This window comes from Nocardia paucivorans NBRC 100373 (assembly GCF_000308675.1).
GTDB lineage: Bacteria > Actinomycetota > Actinomycetes > Mycobacteriales > Mycobacteriaceae > Nocardia > Nocardia paucivorans.
On sequence record NZ_BAGE01000038.1, the window covers coordinates 40,826 to 62,618 of the forward strand.

The window sequence follows — 21,793 nt, forward strand, 5'->3', positions numbered from 1 at the left end:
GGTGGGGCCGGACGCTCCGGCCGGACAGGAGATCCTTCGGCCCCACCGGCTCTCGTGGTATCGATGACCGATGGTGACGCGCTCCCAATACGATGTGGTGATCGTGGGTGGTGGACACAACGGCCTGGTGGCCGCCGCCTATCTGGCCGGGGCCGGTAAATCGGTGCTGGTACTCGAACGAACCGGCGAGCTGGGGGGAGCGGCGGTGTCGGAACGGGTGTTCGCGGGTGTGGATGTGCGGTTGTCGCGCTACTCGTACCTGGTGAGTTTGCTCCCCACGCGGATCGTGCGGGATCTGGGGTTGCGGTTCGCCACGTGTCGGCGGCGGATCTCCTCGTACACACCGGTTGGTGACGGTGGTCTGCTCGTCGACAACGGTGCACCCGACCGGACGCGTGCGAGTTTCGCCCGCGTCACCGGCTCGGACAGCGAGTACGAGGCGTGGCGGCGGTTCTACGCGATGACCGGCGAAGTCGCGCGAAAGGTGTTCCCCACCCTGACCGAACCCCTACCCACCCGTGACGAACTACGGGATCTGGTGGGCGCGTCGAGCTGGGACGCGTTGTTCGAACGTCCGCTCGGCGAAACCCTGGAACGGTATTTCGCCGACGATATCGTGCGCGGTGTCGTCTTCACCGACGCGCTGATCGGGACGTTCACCCATGCCCACGACCCGTCGCTGGCGCAGAATCGGTGTTTCCTCTACCACGTGATCGGCGGCGGCACCGGCGATTGGGATGTGCCGGTGGGCGGAATGGGCGCGCTTCGGGACGCTTTGGTCGCCGCGGCGCGAACCGCCGGGGCGGAGCTGGTCACCGATACCGCGGTCACCGGACTCGAGACCGACGGGCGCACCGCGGAAGTTCGGTTCGAGGCGGGTACGGTGGGTGCGCGCTATGTTCTGGTGAACGTCGCACCCACGGAACTGGCCCGGCTCCTCGGATCCGAGGAGGTCCCGAAAGCCGAAGGCTCGCAACTGAAGATCAATATGGTGTTGCGCAGACTGCCGCGATTGCGGGACACCGCCGTCGACCCCGGGGAAGCCTTCGCCGGTACCTTCCACATCGCCGAATCCTATACACAACTGGAACGGTCGTATCGAGAAGCGGTGAGTGGTCGACTCCCCTCGGTGCCACCGTCGGAGATCTACTGCCACACACTCACCGATCCCAGTATCCGCGGTCGCGGGGCCGATGCCCTGCACACCTTGACACTATTCGGTTTGCACACTCCCGCAAGGATTTTCGAGAACGACCCGATCTCACGGCGCGTAACGGCGGTCGATGCCGTTCTCGCGCAACTGGATGCCGTCCTGGCCGAGCCCATCCGCGACTGTCTTGCCGTGGACGCCGAGGGGAGGCCCTGCCTGGAAGCGCGGACACCGCTCGACCTGGAACGCGATATCGGATTGCCCGGAGGCCATATCTTCCACGGCGATCTGTCGTTTCCCTACCGGTCGGATGTCGCTGACGATTCCGCCTCTCGATGGGGTGTGTCCACCGGGTTGCGCAATGTGTTCCTGTGTGGGTCCGGTGCGGTACGCGGCGGCGGTGTCAGTGGTATCGGCGGGCACAACGCCGCCATGGCCGTGCTGGAACAAACGACACGTCAGGGAAATACGATATGAATTCCTGATCAGAATTCGGTTCCATCGTTCATGGCTGGGAGCATCGGAATCCGCTGGGGCGGTAGGCTTGTCGACCGCGGGCCGGCTCGAGCCGTTCCGAAAGATATGTCCGCGCCGAGGAGCGATAGGTGGAACTCGATACCGTCCGTGAGGAGAAGGCGATTCGTGAACTGGAGAATCGCCTGGTGAAGGACTATACGGAGACCCACTCTCCCGATCGGGTGGGCGCCGTCGTCCATGATGTGCACAAGCGCTTCGAGGGTATGCCGGTTCGTGATTTCGTTCCTATTCTGGTGGAACGCATCGTCCGCCGAGAACTGGAACCGGGTAACGGTCCCGAAAATGCCGAAGAAGCCGGGGGATCCGCCGACGGGACCACGAAATCCACTACCGTCGCGGTTTATTCGAATAAAGATAACGAAAATATCGGATCGAATTCGCTCGCTCGTAACCTACCGGACAACTTGCGCGCAATTGTGAGCGACCGACGGGGTGCGCTCGCCCTGGCCGGGGCGGGTGTGCTCGCCGCAGGGGCGGCGGTTTGGGCCGCTACCCGGTCCGAACCCGATCCTGCCCCCGCCCCGGTCGCCTCGGCGACTCCCACGCCGACCCTGGTCTCGGGGGTGGTGGGCTCGGAGAAGATCGATTTCTTCACCGATCCTCGCGTGGTGGACGTATTCGACCACTACGGCCTGCGGGTGGAGGTCCACCCCGCCGGTTCGCGGGAGATCGCCACCTCCGTCGATCTGAGTGCCTTCGCTTTCGCCTTCCCGGCCGGTCTGCCCGCCGCGCAGCGGCTGAAACAGAAGGTGGGGGTCGGCACCCAGTACTCGCCGTTCCATTCACCGATGGCAATCGCCACCTTCGGGCCCATTGTGGACCTGCTCAACCGTGCCGGCGCCGTGAAACACGACGGTCCGGTGCCGACCCTGGATATCGGCGCCTACCTCGATATGGTGGCCCGCGGCACCCGATGGGCGGATCTGGAAGGCAACACCGCCTATCCGGTACGCAAGAACATCCTGATCTCCACCACCGACGCGCGAACCTCCAACTCGGCGGCCATGTATGTGGCGGCGGCGAGTTATGTACTCAACGAGAACGCGGTGGTGCGCGGAACCGCCGCCGAACAGCATGTGCTGCCGATGCTGCGTCGACTGTTCGGCGCCCAGGGGTACACCGAGGACTCCAGCCGGGGGCCTTTCGAGGAGTACCTCACCGTCGGTATGGGTGCCGTACCGATGGTCTGGATCTACGAGGCCCAGTATGTGGCGGCGACCGTTCAGGGCCGCATCAGGCCGGATATGGTGTTGCTGTATCCGTCGCCGACGGTGTATTCCCGGCACATTCTCGTACCGCTGGACCCGGCGGGTGAACGGGTCGGCGAGCTGCTGTCCACCGATACGACCTTGCAGGCACTGGCCGCCGAACACGGGTTCCGCACCGGCGACACCGCCCGGTTCGCCGAGATCGTCGCCGAACACCAGGTGCCGGTCTCGCGTGAGCTGTACGACGTCGTCGACATTCCCGCCTTCGATACTCTCGAACATCTGCTCGACGGTGTGGCCGCCCTCTGATCGGTGGCCGGCCACACCCGCCGGGGTTACAGCTGCGGCATGACCCGTTCGGCGACGAGTTCCAGGTGGTCGAGATCCGACAGGTCGAGTACCTGCAGATAAATTCGTTCGGCGCCGATCTCCCGGTATCGGCCGATCTTGTCGACCACCTCGTCCGGGGAGCCCGCCAGTCCATTGGCGCGCAGCTCGTCGACCTCGCGGCCGATGGCGGCGGCGCGCCGGGCGACCTCGGCGTCGGTCGAGCCCACACATACCACCAGCGCGTTGGAATAGATCAGGTCGTCCGGCGCGCGGCCCTGTTCCGTCACGGCTGCGCGGACCCGCTCGAACTGGGCGGCGCTGTCCTCGACGGACGCGAACGGGATATTGAACTCGCTCGCGTAGCGGGCCGCCAGTCGGGGAGTGCGGCGCGCCCCCAGACCACCGATGAGCACCGGAATCGGTTGCTGCGCCGGCTTCGGGAGCGCGGGTGAGTTGCTCAGCTGGTAGTACTTACCGGTGAAGTCGAACGTATCGCCGAGTTTCGTTTCCCACAGCCCGGTGATGATGGCCAGCTGTTCTTCGAAGCGGCCGAACCGGTCGTTCGGGAACGGGATTCCGTAGGCGGTGTGTTCCTCGGCGTACCACCCGGTGCCCAACCCGAACTCGACCCGCCCACCGGACATCTGATCCACCTGCGCCACCTGAATGGCCAGCGGCCCCGGCAGGCGGAAGGTGGCGGCGGTGACCAGGGTGCCGAGCCGGATCCGGCTGGTTTCCCGGGCCAGCCCGGCCAGGGTGATCCAGGCGTCGGTGGGGCCGGGCAGTCCGTCCGCATCACCCATGCTCAGGTAGTGATCGGAGCGGAAGAAAGCGCCGAACCCCAGGTCTTCGGCGGTTTTGGCCACCCGGAGCAATGTGTCGTAATCGGCGCCTTGCTGCGGTTCGGTGAAGATACGCAGTTCCATGTCGACCATCGTGCCGCATTCCCGAACGTGCGACACGGCCGGTGCGGCACCGTGTGCGCTACCTCTCGCCGGGCCGTACCCGCTGCGGCGGAGAAGGGAATGAACGCTCCGTCATTGTGACCGGAACCACCGCGCCCGACCGCCCGCACGGGAGGGCGTAGCCGGCGATCGCGAGGCGTTCGGTGTCGCCCCGGACGTAGACGTGTGTGACGGCCGAGACGCGCGCCGGATATCCGCCCGGGCGCATTTACCGAAGTAATCGAGATCTCGTCGGTACAGATGATCACCGCCCGACCAGGTCGACCGGTCATATCGGATATGGCCGCGGTGAATGATCGGCAATCCACTTTGGTGATCTGCCACGAAACCGCTCCGAAACACTTCTACCTGCTGGTTCGGTTACCTCGGCGTCGCTATCGTGATGAGCGTTACAGCCGGGTTACCCGCCGACTTCGAGTGTTGGCGCGGGCCGACGAGGAGTATCAGCAGTTGGTCACCGACCTCATCGATGTGCAAGTGCATCTGCCCGTGGCGCGTGGCGCGGTATGGGATCTGCTGCTCGATCCCCAGACCTATCCTCGGGTTTTCCCCGGGATCGGCGCCGGTGTGCAGTCGACCCGCCCCGGCCGGCAGGCGATGTTCGAATTCCGTATCGGCACACCCGATGTCGGGATTCGTACCGTCACCGTCCAAGTGGTCGCCGGGCGCTGGTACGAAAGCCTGGACCTGCAGTGTCCGGGCCTGGGTTGTTTCGTCTCATTGCGACTGCGCGGGGAAGGTGATCGCTGTACGGTGGCGGTCACTTTCTTCGCTCCCGGCCGGATACACCCCCATATCGAAAGATTGTCCGACTCCGTGGTGGTCGATTGGGCCGAACGGGGACTGCGACGTATCGCCGATATCGTGTGCGGGGCGCCCACCTCGGTCGTCGTCAACGGCGAGAACACGGTGGTGCGCACACAGGTCGAGGTCGTGCGGCAGGTGATGACCAGCGGTGTGGTGCGCCCCGGCAGTATGGGTGTCGCGATGAAACAGCTGCGGTCGTTCACCCGCTGGGGATTCAACCTGGCCGGTGGGTATGCCGCCGGTGCCGCGCATTCCCCACATCGGGTCGCCGTCGTCGACGACCGCGGGATGCGGACCTTCCACGAGATGCACGAGCGCACCAATGCGTTGGCCGCGGGAATGAGCGCGGTCGGTCTGGTCGCCGGTGACGCGATCGGCCTGCTGGCGCGCAACCACTCGGGCATGGTCGAAACCATGGTCGCGGCGGGCAAACTCGGTGTCGATGTGGTGTTGCTGAACGTGGGCCTGTCCGGCCGCCGAATCGAGGAGATCGTGCAGCGCCACCGACTCTCTGCGATATTCGTCGACGGTGAATTGGAAGAGCTCATCGCCTATCTGCACTCCGATATCCCGCGCTACAACACCGATGGTCGACCGCCGGTATCCACGCGTCGCACCATTGATGATCTGATGGATACGGGGGAGAGCGGTTTCCGCCGCGCACCGCACCACGGCCGGCTGATCGTGCTCACCTCCGGGACCAGCGGCACCCCGAAGGGCGCACGCCGCCCGCATCCGAAAGGGTTCGCCACCATCGCGGCGTTGCTGTCGCGGATTCCGATGCAGATGGACCGGACGATGCTCATTCCGGCGCCGCTGTTCCACACCTGGGGACTGGCCGGACTCCAGTTGAGCACCGCGCTGCGTTCCACGGTGGTGCTCCCCGAACGGTTCGATGCCGAGGATTGTCTGCGCCGTATCGAGGAACGCGGGGTCACCACACTCGTCGTGGTGCCGACCATGGTGCATCGCATCCTGGAACTTCCCCGTCATATCCGTGATCGTTACGACACCTCCGCTCTGCGGCAGGTGATCAGCTGCGGTGCCCCGCTGGCCGGATCCACCGTTCTGCGCTTCATGGATGCCTACGGCGACATCCTCTACAACGTCTACGGTTCCACCGAGGTGTCGTGGGCGTCGGTTGCGACACCGGAGGACATGCGCATCGCGCCGACCACCGCCGGTCGTCCGCCGTTGGGGACGAAAGTTGCGGTTCTGGGCCCGGACGAGCGACCGGTGCCCGTCGGTGCCATCGGACATATCTTCGTCGGTAACCACATGCTTTTCGACGGCTATGTCAACGCGGCCCCACCGGATGAGGTCGACGGCATGCTGGACACCGGTGATCTGGGCTATATGGACGCTACCGGAAGGCTTTTCGTGGTCGGTCGCGATGACGAGATGATCATCTCCGGCGGGGAGAACGTCTTTCCGCGGCCGGTAGAGGAGGCGTTGGCGCATCTACCGCAGGTGCGTGAGGTGGCCGTCGTCGGGGTGCCCGACCCGGAATTCGGGCAGAGGTTGGCCGCATTCGTGGTGAAACGGGAAGGCGCCGGACTGGATCAGGACATGATCCGCACCTATATCCGGCATCGGCTCAGCCGATTCTCCGTGCCCCGCGATGTCACCTTTCTGCCGTCATTACCGCGTGGTGAGACCGGCAAGGTCCTGAAACGGTTGCTCGCCGGGCCACAATCGGGGCAGATGCCGATGACGCCGCCGCAAATCGGCCGGTTGGGGGCTTCCGGCTCCGCGTGAGGACGGCCGGAACACGCAGCCGGCGGTGTGTGATACACCCGCGGGTCGATACGGGTCGACGACCGCACGGCCCGGCGGGCGTACGGGGTGATTCGCCGTGACGGTAGATTCAGCAGCCACAGGTGCAGTAAGGCAGGAAGAGGCAGTTCCACCGTGGCCATAGTTTCCGTACTCGCAGGGATCGTTCCACCGGTGGTGGTCGCAGCGCTGCACTGGTACCTGTGGCGGCGACTCGTCCGGGACGCCACGCGACCTCGGACATTCTGGCGGTGGTTCGGCGGGGTGATTCTGGCGTCGGGCGCCGTGCTCATGACCGTCGCGCTGGGACTGATGGTGGCCGGCGTGTCCTGGGAAACGGTGCGGTTCCTGATGTGGCCGGGACTGTTGTGGACAGCGATGTCGCTGTACCTGTTCATCGGTGCGTTGATCGGCGAGGTGGTCCGGCCCCTACTGTTGCGTTCGCTGTCGCGGCGGGACGCCGATACCGTGGCGGCGGCCGCCGCGGTATCCGCGGAATCGTCCGCCGCGTCCCGGGCCCACGCCGTCGACGTCGAGGCGGGGGCGACCGCGTCGGCGTCGACGGCGCTCGGGAAGCAACTGTCGGCGCCGAATACCCCTGACCAGGGGGATCGGACGATGGTTTCCCGGCGAATGTTCGTCTCCCGGTTGGCCGCCGGTGCGACGGTGGCGGCCTCCATGGCGACGGTCGGTCTCGGAACCCGCGGTGTGCTGAACGGTCCACTGGTGCGCCGGGTCACCGTCCCGTTGACCAAACTGCCCGCCGCCGCCCATGGATTCCGCATCACCCTGCTCAGCGATCTGCATCTGGGCCCGGTGCTGGGTGGTGAGTTCTGCGAGAAAGTGGTGCGCGCCGTCAACGAGACCGCTCCCGATCTCATTGCCGTCGTCGGAGATCTCACCGACGGTACGGTGGCCGATCTACGTGACGAGGTGGCCCCGCTGGCCGGTCTACGTTCCCAGTTGGGCACTTTCGCTGTGCCGGGTAACCACGAGTACTACTCCGATGCCGATGCCTGGATGGCGTATGTCGCCGACGAGCTGGGCATGCGGGTGCTGCTGAACAGTAGGGTCGAACTGCCCCATTTCGATCTCGCCGGGGTGGACGATATCGAAGGTGAGAAGCACGGTCGGGGCCCGGATTTCACGGCGGCGTTGGCCGGCCGCGACCCCGATCGCGCGTGTGTGCTGTTGGCACACCAGCCTCTCCTGGTACACGACGCCGTCGAGCACGAGGTGGACCTCCAGCTGTCCGGGCATACGCATGGTGGGCAGCTATGGCCCGGTAATCTCGTTGCCGCCCTGGCGAATCCGACGCTGGCGGGATTGGAGCACTATGGCGCCACCCAGCTCTACGTCAGCCGCGGCGCAGGGGCGTGGGGGCCGCCGGTCCGGGTGGCGGCGCCGTCGGATATCACCGTTCTCGAACTCGCCGCACAGCAGCGGGACTGACCCGATCGGAGCCGAACTGCCCCAAGAGTGCCTCGAGGTGCGTTATTCGGGGCGACTGCACGGAGGTGAACTCCGGCGGATGGTGGATCTCGATACTCAGCCGGCCCTGGTATGTGCTGATGATGATGGTTCCGCTACCCGGTTGCGGCCGGCGACGTCCGGTGGGATCGGGCTTGGCGATCATGGTGGAGCGGAAGTCGGTGAACCGCAGGCCCGGTGGTTCCGGAAACGAAGGGATACGGCCCCAGTTCGTGGTCATGACCGTATCGACCATGCCCGGTGTCGGGGCGGCGTTCGTCCTGGGGAGTCGAAGCGGGGTGCGCTGGATGAATCCGGACTCGAGGCCCTCGCGGAGCGCGTCGCAGATGCCGCGGCCCAGGCCGACCAGGGTCGGTTCGATATCGGGGTCGGGCCGGTGGGTGGTGAATCCGAGGACGTTCGTACCCGCAATCCGGCCGATCGGGGGATGCATACGCCGCCGCAGATCCACCGAGTACGAGTACATCAGGTCGTGTACCGGAACCCGTCTCTCCTCCGCCTCGGTGAGCAGTAGCGCCGCGGACACCAGACCGTGGACGGTCACCCCCGTGCGATGTCCGAAATCCACCAGCGCCGCGGTGGCCTCTCGGCTCAACAGGCATCGTGAGGTGACGAGTGTGGGGTATGGCCCCTCGGCGCACGGCGGTCCCCCGTCCGGTCCCGTGAGGGCGGCGACCGAATCGGATGTGGCGGGTTCGTGAATGCCACGGGCGCGCAGCAGTTCCTCCACCGGCTGCGGGAAAGGTGCCTCCGACAGGCGTGGTGTCCCGCCTGCCACCGTCATACCGTAAGCGGCCCACAGGCGTTCGAGCAGTGCCAATGCGTGCATTGCGTCGGCGATACTGTGGTGGGCCAACAGGGTGACGCTTGTGGTCTCCGCGCCGCGAACCACACACAGCGTGCACAACGCCCGTCGTTGGTCGGGGTCGGCGCCGGTGAGCAGCAGCTCCGGGTCGCCCTCCGTTACGGTGATCTCGGTTTCGGACGGCCCGGAAGACACCAGGACGTGTCCGAGAACCCCATCCGGCACCAATTGCGCGTCGAGGGTCGGGTGTGCGGTCACCAGTGCGTCGAACGCGGTGGTCAGCGCGGCGATGTCCAGGCGCCCCGATACCCGGACGCAATATCCGACGAATATTTCACTGAAGGCGTAGATCTGTTCGCTCGGCGCCAGTGGACGAATGACGGTAGCTGCGGTCATGGCGGACCCCTCCCTGAGAGCTTGCTGAGAGATTAGCCCAAATCCGGGCTCTCACCCTGTGTTTCGCAGAACCGTGGGCGAGTGCTACCGCCCGGTCGAATCGCGACTGGTACGTTGAGTTAGGTATGCCTAAATCCAGTGAGGAGACCGGATGGCCAGAAAGCGCACCACCATGACCGTGCTCCGGACCGAGCGGGTGGGCCCGCATATCGTCCGGGTGGTTCTCGGTGATCCCGGATTCGACGATTTCACCCCGAACGAATTCACCGACGCGTACGTGAAGCTGCTGTTCGACCGGCCCGAGGGCGAGGTCATGCGCACCTACACGGTCCGTTCGGTGGACACCGTGGCCCGCGAGGTCGCCATCGATATCGTGGTCCACGGTGACGAGGGCATCGCCGGCCCCTGGGCGCTCTCGGTGCAGCCGGGGGAGCGGATCGATATGTACGGTCCCGGGGGCGCCTACGCCCCGCGCGCAGATGTCGACTGGCATCTGCTCGCCGGTGACGAATCGGCACTGCCGGCCATCGCCGCGGCCCTGGAAGCCCTGCCCGGGGACGCACCTGCGAAAGTGTTCATCGAGGTCGCCGATGCGGCGGATGAGATCCCCCTCACCACCGAGGCGTTGGTGGAGGTGACCTGGGTGCACCGCGGTGGGGCCGCGCACGAGGTGGGCGAGGACCGGGCCGGTGACAATGCGCCGCTCGTCGCGGCCGTGCGCAATGCCGCCTGGCTACCCGGTCGGGTCGGGGTCTTCATTCACGGTGAGGCGCAAGCGGTGATGCACAATCTGCGCCCCTATATCCGGAAGGAACGTGGGGTACCGGCAGAGTTCGCCTCCATCTCCGGTTATTGGCGTCGTGGCCGCACCGAGGAAGGGTTCCGGGTCTGGAAGAAGGAGCTCGCCGCCGCTGAGAGCGGCGGGGCATGACCTCCGTACCGCCGGCGGCATAGGCGGTATAGCCATGAGTTCGCTCCCGGGGTGCGGGGAATCAGCCGGCGGGGCAATCGGCGCCATTCGGGATGGGCAGGCAGATCCCCGCCGTGGCCGACAGCAACAGACTCGCCCCCGCCACGAGCGCCGCCACCGCGACGGCGCCGAAGACCAGCACCCACAGCGATGCCGGGAGCCGGGTCAATCGGGCCAGCTGATCGGCGTCGGTGGTGCCATCGCGCATCCGGCGACGGGTGCGCTGTAGTTCGAGGACCGGCCGGCTGCCCGCGAACAGCAGCATCCAGGTCGCCAGATAGGCGAATCCGGCCTGTAGGGTGTCGGAGCCGAACCAGGAAACGCCGAAGACGAGAGCACCGGTGCCGAGCACCGATACCACCCCGTAGACATTGCGGATCATGACCAGCATGGCGGCCAGTGCGACGATGGAGATCCACAGCATGAGGGTGATCCGGCCGGCACCCAGCAGCGCGGCGAACCCGAGTCCCACCAGGGGCGGCGCCGGATAGCCCGCGAACGTGGTGAGAATCATGCCGAGGCCATAGGGTCTACCGCTGGACACGGTGAGTCCGGAGGTGTCCGAGTGCAGCGTGATGGCATTGAGGCGGCGGCCGGTGAGCAGGGCCATCAGAGCATGTCCGCCCTCGTGCGCGATGGTCACCACATTGCGGGTCAGGCGCCACAGCGGGCGATACCCGACCAGCACCAGTGCCGCCGCCGCGGCGGCGAACACCAGCCACGGCGGCGGCGCCGCCTGCGTTGTCGTGAGCCGATCCGCGATGGACGTGCTGCGGTCGATCAATTCGGCTGTATCCACCGCCGCACCCTAACGGATAGGGTCGGGCACTCGCCCGTTCGCGAGCAGACGCACGGATACCCGCTTCTGTGGGATCGGCCCGGTGGTGTGGAAACGACCGCGAACAGGCGTGAATGGGACACTTCACAATTTTTCGTCGTCGTCGTTCCGATGTGTGCCGAAGTGCGAGCGATGTGAACGAGTATTTCGTCGCGGAACTATACGTTCGTCCATAAGGGATCGTCGCCGGTGAAGGGAGTGCGCATGAAGGCGGGCGGGTCGCACGACCCCGGTACGGGAGATTCACCGCGGTTACCGGAACTCTCGGAACTGGTCGAACCACTGGATATCCGAGCTCTGCTCCCGGCGGACGCCCCCGATTCCGTGCCCGGTGGTACCGACTTCGGGACGGCCCTGCAGATCGGTCTCGGATTGGCGCTGGCGCTGCTGGACGATTCCGATCCCTCGGGCCGAAGGATATTGGCGCGGTTGGAGCAGGCCGCGGTGTGCTGGGCGCGGCAGGAGATACCGTTGGAGGTTGTCCAGCACGCGCTGCACGAAGGGGTGAAAAGTGGTCTCGGACTGCGGGATTCACCCCCGTCCCGGGGCGTGTCCGGTCTCGTCGACGGCTGTTTCGTGGTGGACGTGCTCGAGACGCTCACCACGACCGTCTCGCGCGCCTACGTGGCCGAGTTGCGGTCGGCGCAGTAGCTGCGCGCCACCAGCGCCGAGCGCAGATACCACAGGCCCGACGGTTGGGTCGGGTCGAAACCGGTGAGCTGCGCGACTCGTTTGAGCCGGTAGTCGATGGTATTGGTGTGAATATGCATGAGCCGGGCGGTGCGCTGCCGGTTCAGGTTGTTGCTGATATGCCGTTGCAGGGTTTCCAACAGTTCGGGATGGTCGTCGAGTGGGTCGAGCAGCGACCCCAGATACTCGCGGCCGGGCCCCGGACGGGTGAGTTGGTATTCCAGCGCCATATCGTCGAATCGGTACAGTCCGGGCACACAGTCCAGCCGCTGCACCATATCGAGCAATTCGTGCGCCTGATCGGCGGCCGCGGGCACCTGCGGTGTCGGCGCCTCCACCACGGCGGCGCTGATCTGCACCTGTGCGGCCCGGGACAGTCTGGACACCAATTCGTCGAGTTGTTCACCCTCGAACATTCCGGCGGGCAGCAGAACCGTTCCCCCGTCCACGCTCAACAGGGACAGCGCCGATTCGCCGCATCGGGTGGCGAGCTCGGCCTGCACTCGCCGCAGTTTGCGTCGCGCCACCACCTTGCCGTCCAGATTGGGCGCCGATTCGTCGGGATGCGCGGGAATCGCCATGGCCAGCACCGTGTAGGCGGGTGCGATCTCGATTCCGCATTCGCGGGCCATGGTGGACGTGCTGTACCCGCCCAACAGCGCGGAGGTGAGGGTGTGCACGGCGGTGTGGTGTTCGCTCACCACCGCTCGTAGTTCCCGGATATAGGCCATGGAAATGCAGACCGTCATCTTGTCCAGCATCTCCACCACCAGTTTGGCGCCGTCCACCAGGTTGGAATAGTCGGTGACCGTCGCGTTCGACACCACCAGGTCGAGCCCCAGTTTGACGCCCTCGTGCACCGCGTGATGAATGGTGTCGATGGGGACACCTTCGCGCGCCCATCCCGCGGCGGCGTTCTCCAGGCGCCGTGTCTTCTCCGGGATGTCCTGGCCGTCGAGCATGCTGACCGCGAGTTCCAGGCAGATTCGGGTGATGGTGGTGATATCGCCGTGGATGGCATCCCCGGGCAGCGTGCCGCACGGCACCACGTTTTCGACGAAATGGCCGACCATACGTCGGGACAGTGTCCTGACATCCTGCAGCGGTGCAGACATCGGTTGTCCGGACACGGTCAATTTCGTCCGGATAGCGCTGTCGGCGCTCATGATGATCTCCTTCGACCCCCGATGACGAGACTGCCGAATCACGGTAGCGAGTGACGAACAGGTTACGGGGAGATTTGTCGGCCCGTTGGGTGAGCGTGAATCCGCACGGGGGGTGATTGTGATCGATCACAGGTCGACGGCCCGTCGTTCGTCGAGCGTTCGGAAGGGGATCAGGGCGTGGGTCTACGGTGGGTCGTCGGGGTTCCCTCGCTGGTCCGGGGTAGTTCTCGGCGGCCGTTTCTGTCATACCCCCCGCGTATTCTGTGCTGGTAGGACAGTTCGGCGGGCGGTTTCCGCGATATCGATTCCCTGGGTCCCTGGGTCCCTGGGCATCGCGGCGCTCGTCGGCGCATCGGAACGGGGGTTCTGTGATGAGTGCAATCGGACAGGAACGGCTGCTGCCGCCACGGCAGCACGGCACCTCGTGGCGGGAATCGGAGTATCGAGCGATCGCCGCGGCCTTGCGCACCGGTGTCGCACTGGACGAGATCGCGGCCGAACTGGGCCGAACCCCCACCGCGGTGGAGGCGGCATTGCGCAATTTCATTCCACCGGATGAACGGGTGCGCCGCAGCGAACGGGTGGATTGGATCCGGGAGCGGCTGGCGGATCCGGAATGGGACTGGTGGTCGGTGGTGGTGGACCACTACCGGAACGGGTCGTCGTCACTGTGGCTCACCGAACACGAGCATCTGGCCCGCACCGCGTGGCGGGAACGCACCCCGATGCCGGTATTGGCGCAGCGGTTGGGCACAGCCGAGATCGCGGCGGCCGGGTTCCTGCGCGCGCTCGGGCTGGCCGACAGCCTCGCGGAGGTCGTGGAACGGCTCGGCGCCACACCTGGCCAGGCACTGGCAAAACGGGTCAGCGCCGCTCGTGATCAGGACATCTCCAGTAGCTGGGTGCTCGTGGTCGATGGTGCGGAGGGTACCGCGAAACCGCGCAGTGCACCGGTGCGGCGCCATGTCTCCGTCCACGAGAGTCGGGCCGCCGCCGAGGCGCGGCGCGATCGGGTGCTGTACTGGCATCGCCGCACCGCCGGTGACAGCGCCCGACCGGTGTGGTGGACCATTGCGCAGCGCGGTCTCGGGGAGACGACCGGCCGCACCTACTGCGGCGTCTACACCCCGCGTGCCGGCACCGGTGGGGTGCGGGCGGACGCATTGGCCGTTGGTGACCGTATCCGAATCACCGACGCCGATGGACATCCGCTCGAGGCGATGGTCGAGTCGGTCACCCATCAGGAGGGGACGGTTGTCGTCGATCTCGGTCCGGTCGGGGAATCCCGGGTGCGTCGGGTAATCGAGTTCGAGGCCGCGGAATCGGTGGACATCGTGCCCATCGAGGAATAGGGGGTGTGCGGTGGGGCGTGGCCTCCTTACGCCCCACCGCACGCGGCACAGGAGTCAGCCGAACCACAACACGCCGCGCGCTCGTTTCCGGGGCGCGGCGTTTCCCTGTGCCTTGGCGGTGTCGGCGATACCGACGCCGCGATAACGGGCGCGGTCGGCGAGCTCGGCCGTGCGATGCTTGGCGCGGCTCACCAACTCAGGGCCCTGCTCTTGGGCGACACCGACGATGCCGGCGCCGCGATGACGGGCGGTTTCGGCCAGTTCCTCCCCACGGTGTTTGGCGATATCGGCGATTTCGGCGCCGCGGTGCTTGGCGCGGTCGGCCCATTCCGGTCCGCGTTGCTGGGCCACCTCGGCCAGGACCGCGCCGCGGTGTTTGGCGATATCGGCGATTTCGGCGCCGCGGTATTTGGCGCGGTCGGCCCATTCCGGTCCGCGTTGCTGGGCCACCTCGGCCAGTTCCTCCCCGCGCTGTTTGGCGATTTCCGCCAGTTCCGCGCCGCGGTGGCGAGTGATATCGGCGATTTCGACACCTCGATGTTTGACCGTCTCGGCCCATATCGGGGCCCGCTGCTGCGCGACCTCGGCCAGTTCGGTGCTCTTCTCGGCCGCGGTGCCGGCGAGCTCACGTCCGCGTTCGGCGGCCTGATGCAATTGGTGGCGCAGTGTTCCCGCCGTGCCGTTCTTGGCGGACTCGCCGAGGGGAAGTGCGCCGCTCACCGTCGCGGCCGCAGCCTTGGCGGCTCGGCGACCCCGCCAGCCGAGCGAGGGTTTGCCCTCGGTATCGGCCGCGACGATCATGAGCCCACCGAGCAGGCTCATGTCCTTGAGGAAGGCGGTCCGTTTGGCGGCCCGGCGCTGTGGGTCGTTCTCGGCCCAGAAGTTCTGCTCGGTCACCGTCGCCGGCACCACCGTCGCCGCCAGGGCCAGTGCCGCCAGGCGCGGAGCCTTGCCCAATGCCAGTAGTGCTCCGCCCACGATCTGGGTAACGGCCGTAACCTGCACCAGGGCTCCGGGGTCCGACGGCAGTTTCGTCGCGATATCGGGCGGCAGCGATTCCTCGCCCTTGTGGACCAGCGCGGACGCCTCCTTCACCCGGGACTCCGGGTTACGGAGTGTTTCGGCCCCGTCCACGATGAACGTACTCGCCAGGAGCGGGCGGGCCAGCCGACGTAGAAGCATGGAGACCCCTTTCCTCAGTTGGTATCGGCCCGCGCGAGGCGGGGCCGGACGCCGACGAGATACCCGGTCCATTCGAGCGGAAACAGCGGTTGGCGAGACCGTCCTCGGGATATGGGTGCTCGGTGAGCAGGATGCCCGCTCGCCGAGTGGTGAGGTGGTGACCGGGTCGCCGTAGGGGTCCGAGATCGGCGTGCCCGACGGCCGTCAGAGCCGCCGGGCATGCCGATCGGGTGGTTCGGATCGAGTGGATATCAGGGGGTGGAGTATCCGATGAGTGCCCCGATTCCCGCGCCGATCGGTACGGTCACCAAAGCCCCGACTCCGCCGAGGAAGAAGCCGAGAACCGCCCCGATTCCGGCGCCGATGAGGGCTCCGATCCCGGCATTGTGCAATTTGCGGGCCTGCGTCTCGCCGTCATCGACCAGTTGGGCGATATGGTCGCTGCTGCGCGGCGATCCGATCGGGGTCAGAGTCAGGGTGCGTCCGTCGGAGGAGATCTGCGCGGCCAGTGTCGTCGACTGCCCGAAGGTCTGTACCGTCAGCGGTAGGGCGGCCACGACCTGCCCACCGGGATCGGCCAGGGCCACACTGCCGGCGTCCGGGGCCAGGTGGAAACTGCCGGTGTCCAAGGTGGTCACCACACTCGAGCCGTCGTCACTGGGCGCCATGACATAACCGAGCCCCTGTTCCACGCCGCGCACGCTGACCTCGGCGGCGGCCGGTGGTTCGGCGTGTGCGGTGCCCGCGGCGACTCCGAGCGCGCCGATGGAGAGCACCGCGGTAGCGGCGATATGTCTGATTCTCATTTCGATTCCCCACATACTTCTGCCGACGTTCCCGTCGACGTTCCCCAAGAACCGGATCTCGGTTCCGAACCTCATTCTGGCCGTGAGTCTTCCGGGAAACAGCCGTTTCGCCGATTCCGGGTGCGGGATCACAGAAAGGCCTGTGGTCGTCCGCTGAGTGGGCCGAACCGTGTACCGGACCGCTATGTCCGCTTACGATGCCCTCGGTACCACGGCGCCGATGACGCGGACCCCGTCCCGCATCGGCGGCGTAATCGAGCAAGGAGCAGCATGCGGATCGCGGTCACCGGCGGAACCGGTTATCTGGGCGCGCACAGCGTCGCGGCACTATTGGCGGACGGGCACGATATCCGCTTGTTGGTCGCGCCGAACGATACGGTGCCCGAGGCGCTTCGGGACGTGGAGCGTGAATCGACAGGGGCGATCGAGACCCTGACCGGCGATATCCGGGTTCCGGAAGTGGTGGATGCGCTGCTCGACGGTTGCGACGCGGTCCTGCACATGGCCGGTGTGGTCGGCACCGACAACCGGCGTGAGCAGCTGATGTGGGAGGTCAATGTCGATGCCACGAGCGCGGTGTTGGCCAAGGCGGTCGCCGCCGGGCTGGACCCGGTCGTACACGTCGCCAGCTACAGTGCCCTGTTTCCGTGTCCCGACCCGGTGATCGGGCCCGACAGCCCGACCGCACCCGGCCGCAGCGCCTACGGTCGGACGAAGTCGACGGCCGACCGGATCGCCCGCGCCCTGCAGGCCACCGGCGCACCGGTGGTCATCACCTATCCGTCCAGTGTGGTGGGTCCGGCTCTCGGCACGTCCGCGGGAATCACCGCCGCGGGATGGGACGTGATGGTGCGGACGCGGCTGGCGCCCCGGGTGCCGGGTGGGATGCAGATGATCGATGTGCGCGATGTGGCGGCCGTGCACGCCGCCGTCATGCGACCGGGGCGGGGGCCGAAACGTTATCTGTGCGGGGGGCATCTGGTGACCTTCGACGAGATCGTCGACATGCTGGAAACCGGTCTCGGCAAACCCATTCGACGTATTCCCTTGTCCCCAGCGGTTTTCCGCGGAATGGGACGCGTCGGTGATCTCGTTTCCCGAGTGCTGCCGATCAGTGCCGGACTGAGCTACGAGGCCGCCTGGCTGCTCACCGCTGCCACCCCGACCGATGATTCGCGCACCCTCGAGGAGCTGAATCTGACCTGGCGGCCGCTGGCCGACTCGATCGCGGAGGCGGTGCGCATCTGATCGTGCGGCGGGAGCCTCAGTCGGGTCGGGGCGCATCGCCGTAGACGGTCAGCCAGATGGAGCGGCCCAGGGCCTGCGCCAGGGCCTCGTCGCTGATACCGGTGTCCGTCGCGAATGCGGAGGCGATGGATCGCTCCACCATCGACACGAGGACGAGTGCGGTCGCGTCGGGGTCGATATCGGGGCTGATTCGGCCGGCGGCCCGGTCGGTGTCGAGCCGGGTGCGCACCATATCGGTGAAACCGGCGACGCGGGTGCGCCAGTAGGCGCCGACATCGCGGTCGTAGGCGGAGACCTCGGCGAGGGCGAGCAACAGATAACGGTGTCGGCGGAAGCCGGTGATCATGGTGTGGATGGCGCGGAACACGCCGGCCTGGCGATCGGTGTGTTCGGCGCTCCACCAGTGTTCGGCGGCGGCGAAGAGATCGGCGGTGGCCAGATCGGCCATCCGGATGAGCAGTTGGCTCTTGTCCGGGAAATAGCGGTAGAACGTGGAGCGGGCCGCGTTCGAGGCGGTGGCGATCTTCTGGACCGCGAGCTCGGTGAACGGGGTGCCGTCGGACAGTAGATCTTCCACCGCGTGTAGGACGCGCTGTTCGAATTCGGCGCGCCGGTCGACGGTCTGTTTGCGGGGGTTTTTCCGAACCCGGGTCAGCGACGGCATCGGGCCTCCGGCGACGGGGCGTTCGGGTCCCGTTGCGGTGGTTCTCCGATCACATATCGCATGTGCCCATTGTGCCCGCACCGGCGGTGACCATTGACATTCCCTTGTGCGCCATCGCACTATCGATCGGACACCATGTCCGAGACTCGATGACCGAGGCGATCTCATGAGCGGTTCCGATCTCGCCGTGCCCGTCACCGAACACAGCGATGTCGTCGTCGTCGGAGCCCGATGCGCGGGATCGGCCACCGCCATCACGCTCGCTCGGGCCGGTCGTCGGGTGATCGTGTTGGACAGTGCGCGTTTTCCCTCCGACACCCTCTCCACCCACCTGTTGTGGCCCACCGGTGTGGCCGAGCTGGCCCGTCTGGGCGTGTGGGACCGAGTACGTGCCCTCGGCGCACCCCCGCTGACCACCGCGTTCGCCGCGGTGGACGGATACCGGGTGAAGTCCCGTTTCCCGACCGTGGAAGGGATCGATCACGCTCTGTGCGTGCGCCGGGCCGGACTCGACGAGGCATTGGTTCGGACCGCGATCGAGGCAGGCGCCGAGGTACGGGAGAAAGCTCGGGTCACCGAGCTGGTGTGGGACGAAAAGCGTTGCGTCGGAGTGCGCTATCGCACCGCCTCCGGCGAACTCGCCGAGATCCGGACGTCCCTGGTGGTGGGGGCGGACGGACGACACAGTACAGTGGCGCGACTGGTCGGGGCCGAGCGACCGTTCGCCGCCGTGCCGAGTGGGCGGGAATGTTATTTCGCGTACTGGCGGGACACCCACGACGAATGGCGTTCGATCGCCGCGCAATGGCGGGCCGGAAGCGATCTCGGCACCGCCTTCCCCTGTGACGACGGGCTGCTGCTGAGCCTGGTGCAGCCGCCGGTCGGTCGGTCCGGTTCGGCGAAACTTCGCCCCGGCGACGCCGAGCGCCGCTATACCGAGGCCATCGAGCGACTCCCCGACCTGCGGGAGCGCCTGCGCGGCTGTGAACGGATGGGTCGGGTGCGTGCGGCCACCGAGCTGGCCTCGTATTTCCGCCGTTCGTCCGGACCGGGATGGGCATTGCCCGGCGACGCCGGACATTTCAAGGACCCGGTGACCGCCCAGGGAATCCGGGACGCGTTGCACTACGGTCGGCGTCTCGCCGAGGCCGTCGTGCCGGTGCTCGACGACAGTGCCCGACTCGATCGTGCGCTCGCCGACTGGGAACGCCGGCGGGTGCTCGAATGTCGCGAGATCTATCACTGGACCAACCGCCTGGCCCGCGGCGAGGCCGTGCGTCCCCTGGAACTCGAGCTCTATCGGGCAGCGGCCCACCGACCTGAACTCGGCGAGATCGCCACCGGGATCTTCTGCCGTACCCGACGTCCCGCCGAGCTGTACACCCCGGAACGTGGTCTGCGGTTGGCCGCCGCGGCGCTGTGGCGCCATCGGGCCGATCCCGCGCCGGTCGTCGCCGATCTGGTCCGCGAAATTCGCGATACCGCCATGGAATGGCGCGATTCCCACACCAGCCTGGCCGGCGCTCCTCCTCGACTGCCCGCGACGACAGTGATGTCCGCGGACGATTCCGATATCTCCACCTCACTCGCCAGTCCAGGAGACGACCATGTCTGATCAGCTGCCGATGACGTCAGCATCGATCGCTCGCCGCACCGTGCTGCGTGGTGCGCTCGCCGCCGGCACCGCGTTGGCCACCACCGCGCTGCCGTCCGGTTCCACCGCCGCCTCCGTCGGGCGTCGCCGCACCCCCGGCCCACGGTCCGCCGGTAGGACGGTGGCGATCTTCGGCGGCGGTATGGCCGGACTGTCGGCCGCACACGAACTCGTCGAACGCGGCTATCGGGTCACCGTGTACGAACCGGCCCATCTCGGTGGCAAGGCGCGCAGTATGCCGGTGCTCGGCACCGGGGCCGGTGGCCGGCGAGACCTACCCGGTGAGCACGGATTCCGGTTCTTTCCCGGCTGCTACCAGAACATTCCGGACACCATGCGCCGGATCCCGTTTCCGGGCAATCCGAACGGGGTGTTGGACAATCTGATCCGGGTGCAGGGCACCGTCGCCGGTTTCCGCGGTCGGCCGCCGATCTTCGCGCCGGTGGAGGCGGGGGCCATCGAGCAACTGACCCCGGAGCGGCTGCAGGACAGTATCGTCGGCGCGTTGAGTTTCGTCCCGGAGTTGCCACCGCACGAATTGGCGTTCTTCGCCAAACAGATGGTCATGTGGTTCACCTCGAGCACCGAACGACGGTTCGGACAGTGGGAGTATGTGACCTGGGAACAGATCATGCACGCCGAGGGCAAGTCGCCGGCCTATCGCGATTATCTGGTGAACGCGCTCACCCGCATCACCGTGGCCGCGAAACCGCATATGAGCTCGGCCCGCACCATCGGCACCATCGGTGAGGCGCTGGTATTGGCCGGAACCGGTCTGATTCCGCAATTCTCCGGTGGTGTCGACCGTATTCTGAACCGTCCCACCAATGAGGCGTGGATCGATCCATGGGTGGCGTATCTGCGCTCTCGTGGGGTGCGGTTCGTGATGGGGCAGGGGCTGACCGGCCTGAGTTCGAGCGGCGGACGGATAGATTCGGCGCGGGTGGGCGGTTCGGCGGGCTCGGCCACCGTCACCGCCGACCACTATGTCTGCGCCATGCCGGTGGAGAAGACTGTTCCGCTGCTGAACGACCGCATCCTCGACGCCGACCCCGCGTTGGCCGGGATGCGGGAACTGCGGACCGACTGGATGGTCGGCATCCAGTACTACCTCCGGCGACCGACCGATATCCCGGAAGGGCATATCGCCGCGCTGGGCTCCCCGTGGGCGCTCACCGCCCTGCGGCAGGCGCCGATGTGGGTGGGGGATTTCTCGGCCACCTACGGTGACGGTTCGGTGCAGGAATGTCTATCGGTGGATATCTCCGACTGGGACACCCCCGGCATCCTGTTCGGTCGCCCCGCAAAACAGTGCACCGCCCGGGAGATCGCCGCCGAGGTGTGGGCACAACTGGAGGAATGGCTCAACACCTCAACCGGCTGGCTGCGCAAGGAGGATCTGCACTCCTGGCATCTGGACCCGGGGATCACCTGGTCGGGCGGGACCATCCACAACGAGACCCCGCTGCTGGTCAATACCGTCGGTTCCTACGATCATCGGCCGAACGCCCATTGTGCCATTCCGAACCTGTTCTTCGGTGGCGACCATGTGCGCACCCATATCGATCTCGCGACCATGGAGGGCGCCAACGAATCCGGTCGGGCCGTGGCCAATGCCATTCTCGACGCCACCGACGACCCGGCCCCACGTGTCCCGGTGTTCCCGCTGGTGACCTTGCCGATATTCGAACCCGCCAAGAAGATCGACGCCGACCGTTTCCGGGCCGGTCTGCCGCATCTCATGGATGTGTGAGCGGG

The 21,793-nt window shown here is 66.6% G+C and carries 17 protein-coding genes; 10 read left to right on the forward strand and 7 right to left on the reverse strand.

Going from position 1 to position 21,793, the window contains the following annotated elements:
* Positions 1–70: 70 nt before the first annotated feature.
* Together ON32_RS09530 and ON32_RS09535 are read left to right on the forward strand one after the other, a co-directional pair.
* A complete protein-coding gene (locus ON32_RS09530; protein WP_040790478.1) occupies positions 71–1,627 on the forward strand; it encodes a phytoene desaturase family protein in 1,557 nt (518 codons plus the stop codon).
* Positions 1,628–1,755: 128 nt separating this feature from the next.
* Entirely contained in the window at positions 1,756–3,204 is a 1,449-nt protein-coding gene (locus ON32_RS09535) for a three-helix bundle dimerization domain-containing protein (RefSeq protein ID WP_085995150.1), read from the forward strand.
* Positions 3,205–3,230: 26 nt separating this feature from the next.
* On the opposite strand, the gene ON32_RS09540 is transcribed toward ON32_RS09535, so the two are convergent.
* Entirely contained in the window at positions 3,231–4,151 is a 921-nt protein-coding gene (locus tag ON32_RS09540; RefSeq protein ID WP_040790628.1) for an LLM class F420-dependent oxidoreductase, read from the reverse strand.
* Positions 4,152–4,469: 318 nt separating this feature from the next.
* On the opposite strand from ON32_RS09540, the gene ON32_RS09545 reads away from it, so the two are divergent.
* The gene (locus ON32_RS09545; RefSeq protein ID WP_083874290.1) at positions 4,470–6,755 is read left to right on the forward strand and encodes an AMP-binding protein; all 2,286 of its coding nucleotides are present in this window, start codon (positions 4,470–4,472) and stop codon (positions 6,753–6,755) included.
* A gap of 192 nt (positions 6,756–6,947) precedes the next feature.
* Positions 6,948–8,225 carry a metallophosphoesterase gene (locus ON32_RS09550; RefSeq protein WP_245550917.1) on the forward strand — a complete coding sequence of 426 codons (1,278 nt, stop codon included), beginning with the start codon at positions 6,948–6,950 and terminating at the stop codon, positions 8,223–8,225.
* On the opposite strand, the gene ON32_RS09555 is transcribed toward ON32_RS09550, so the two are convergent.
* Entirely contained in the window at positions 8,188–9,465 is a 1,278-nt protein-coding gene (locus tag ON32_RS09555) for a phthiocerol/phthiodiolone dimycocerosyl transferase family protein (protein WP_051133061.1), read from the reverse strand. The two genes, ON32_RS09550 and ON32_RS09555, sit on opposite strands and share 38 nt — an antisense overlap.
* Before the next feature lie 151 nt (positions 9,466–9,616).
* On the opposite strand from ON32_RS09555, the gene ON32_RS09560 reads away from it, so the two are divergent.
* The gene (locus tag ON32_RS09560) at positions 9,617–10,396 is read left to right on the forward strand and encodes a siderophore-interacting protein (RefSeq protein ID WP_040790479.1); all 780 of its coding nucleotides are present in this window, start codon (positions 9,617–9,619) and stop codon (positions 10,394–10,396) included.
* Between the two features lie 61 nt (positions 10,397–10,457).
* Here the strand turns inward: ON32_RS09560 and ON32_RS09565 are convergent, their stop codons facing one another.
* Complete coding sequence (locus ON32_RS09565; RefSeq protein ID WP_083874269.1) at positions 10,458–11,234, reverse strand: M50 family metallopeptidase; 777 nt, start codon at positions 11,232–11,234, stop codon at positions 10,458–10,460.
* Positions 11,235–11,477: 243 nt separating this feature from the next.
* Between ON32_RS09565 and ON32_RS09570 the strand changes: the two genes are divergently transcribed.
* Positions 11,478–11,924, forward strand: coding sequence for an RsbRD N-terminal domain-containing protein (locus ON32_RS09570; RefSeq protein ID WP_040790480.1), 447 nt, complete (start codon positions 11,478–11,480; stop codon positions 11,922–11,924).
* On the opposite strand, the gene ON32_RS09575 is transcribed toward ON32_RS09570, so the two are convergent.
* Positions 11,894–13,129 (reverse strand): PucR family transcriptional regulator, encoded by a 1,236-nt coding sequence (locus ON32_RS09575; RefSeq protein WP_040790481.1) that lies wholly within the window; start codon positions 13,127–13,129, stop codon positions 11,894–11,896. The genes ON32_RS09570 and ON32_RS09575 overlap by 31 nt on opposite strands.
* 371 nt (positions 13,130–13,500) lie before the next feature.
* On the opposite strand from ON32_RS09575, the gene ON32_RS09580 reads away from it, so the two are divergent.
* Entirely contained in the window at positions 13,501–14,481 is a 981-nt protein-coding gene (locus tag ON32_RS09580) for a hypothetical protein (RefSeq protein WP_040790482.1), read from the forward strand.
* A 54-nt stretch (positions 14,482–14,535) separates the two neighbouring features.
* Here ON32_RS09580 and ON32_RS09585 read toward each other — a convergent pair whose 3' ends face one another.
* Both ON32_RS09585 and ON32_RS09590 read right to left on the reverse strand, forming a co-directional pair.
* Complete coding sequence (locus ON32_RS09585) at positions 14,536–15,663, reverse strand: DoxX family protein (RefSeq protein WP_040790483.1); 1,128 nt, start codon at positions 15,661–15,663, stop codon at positions 14,536–14,538.
* A 251-nt stretch (positions 15,664–15,914) separates the two neighbouring features.
* Entirely contained in the window at positions 15,915–16,469 is a 555-nt protein-coding gene (locus tag ON32_RS09590) for a DUF8020 domain-containing protein (protein WP_040790633.1), read from the reverse strand.
* A 270-nt stretch (positions 16,470–16,739) separates the two neighbouring features.
* Between ON32_RS09590 and ON32_RS09595 the strand changes: the two genes are divergently transcribed.
* On the forward strand, positions 16,740–17,717 hold the full coding sequence (locus ON32_RS09595) for an NAD-dependent epimerase/dehydratase family protein (protein ID WP_040790484.1): 978 nt from the start codon (positions 16,740–16,742) through the stop codon (positions 17,715–17,717).
* Between the two features lie 16 nt (positions 17,718–17,733).
* Here ON32_RS09595 and ON32_RS09600 read toward each other — a convergent pair whose 3' ends face one another.
* Positions 17,734–18,381: a TetR/AcrR family transcriptional regulator gene (locus tag ON32_RS09600; protein ID WP_040790485.1), complete on the reverse strand. Its 648-nt coding sequence runs from the start codon at positions 18,379–18,381 to the stop codon at positions 17,734–17,736.
* Positions 18,382–18,547: 166 nt separating this feature from the next.
* Between ON32_RS09600 and ON32_RS09605 the strand changes: the two genes are divergently transcribed.
* Together ON32_RS09605 and ON32_RS09610 are read left to right on the forward strand one after the other, a co-directional pair.
* On the forward strand, positions 18,548–19,996 hold the full coding sequence (locus ON32_RS09605; RefSeq protein WP_083874270.1) for an NAD(P)/FAD-dependent oxidoreductase: 1,449 nt from the start codon (positions 18,548–18,550) through the stop codon (positions 19,994–19,996).
* Positions 19,989–21,788, forward strand: a complete 1,800-nt coding sequence (locus tag ON32_RS09610) for a hydroxysqualene dehydroxylase (RefSeq protein ID WP_051133062.1) — start codon at positions 19,989–19,991, stop codon at positions 21,786–21,788. Before ON32_RS09605 ends, ON32_RS09610 begins: the two co-directional genes overlap by 8 nt.
* Positions 21,789–21,793: the final 5 nt, after the last annotated feature.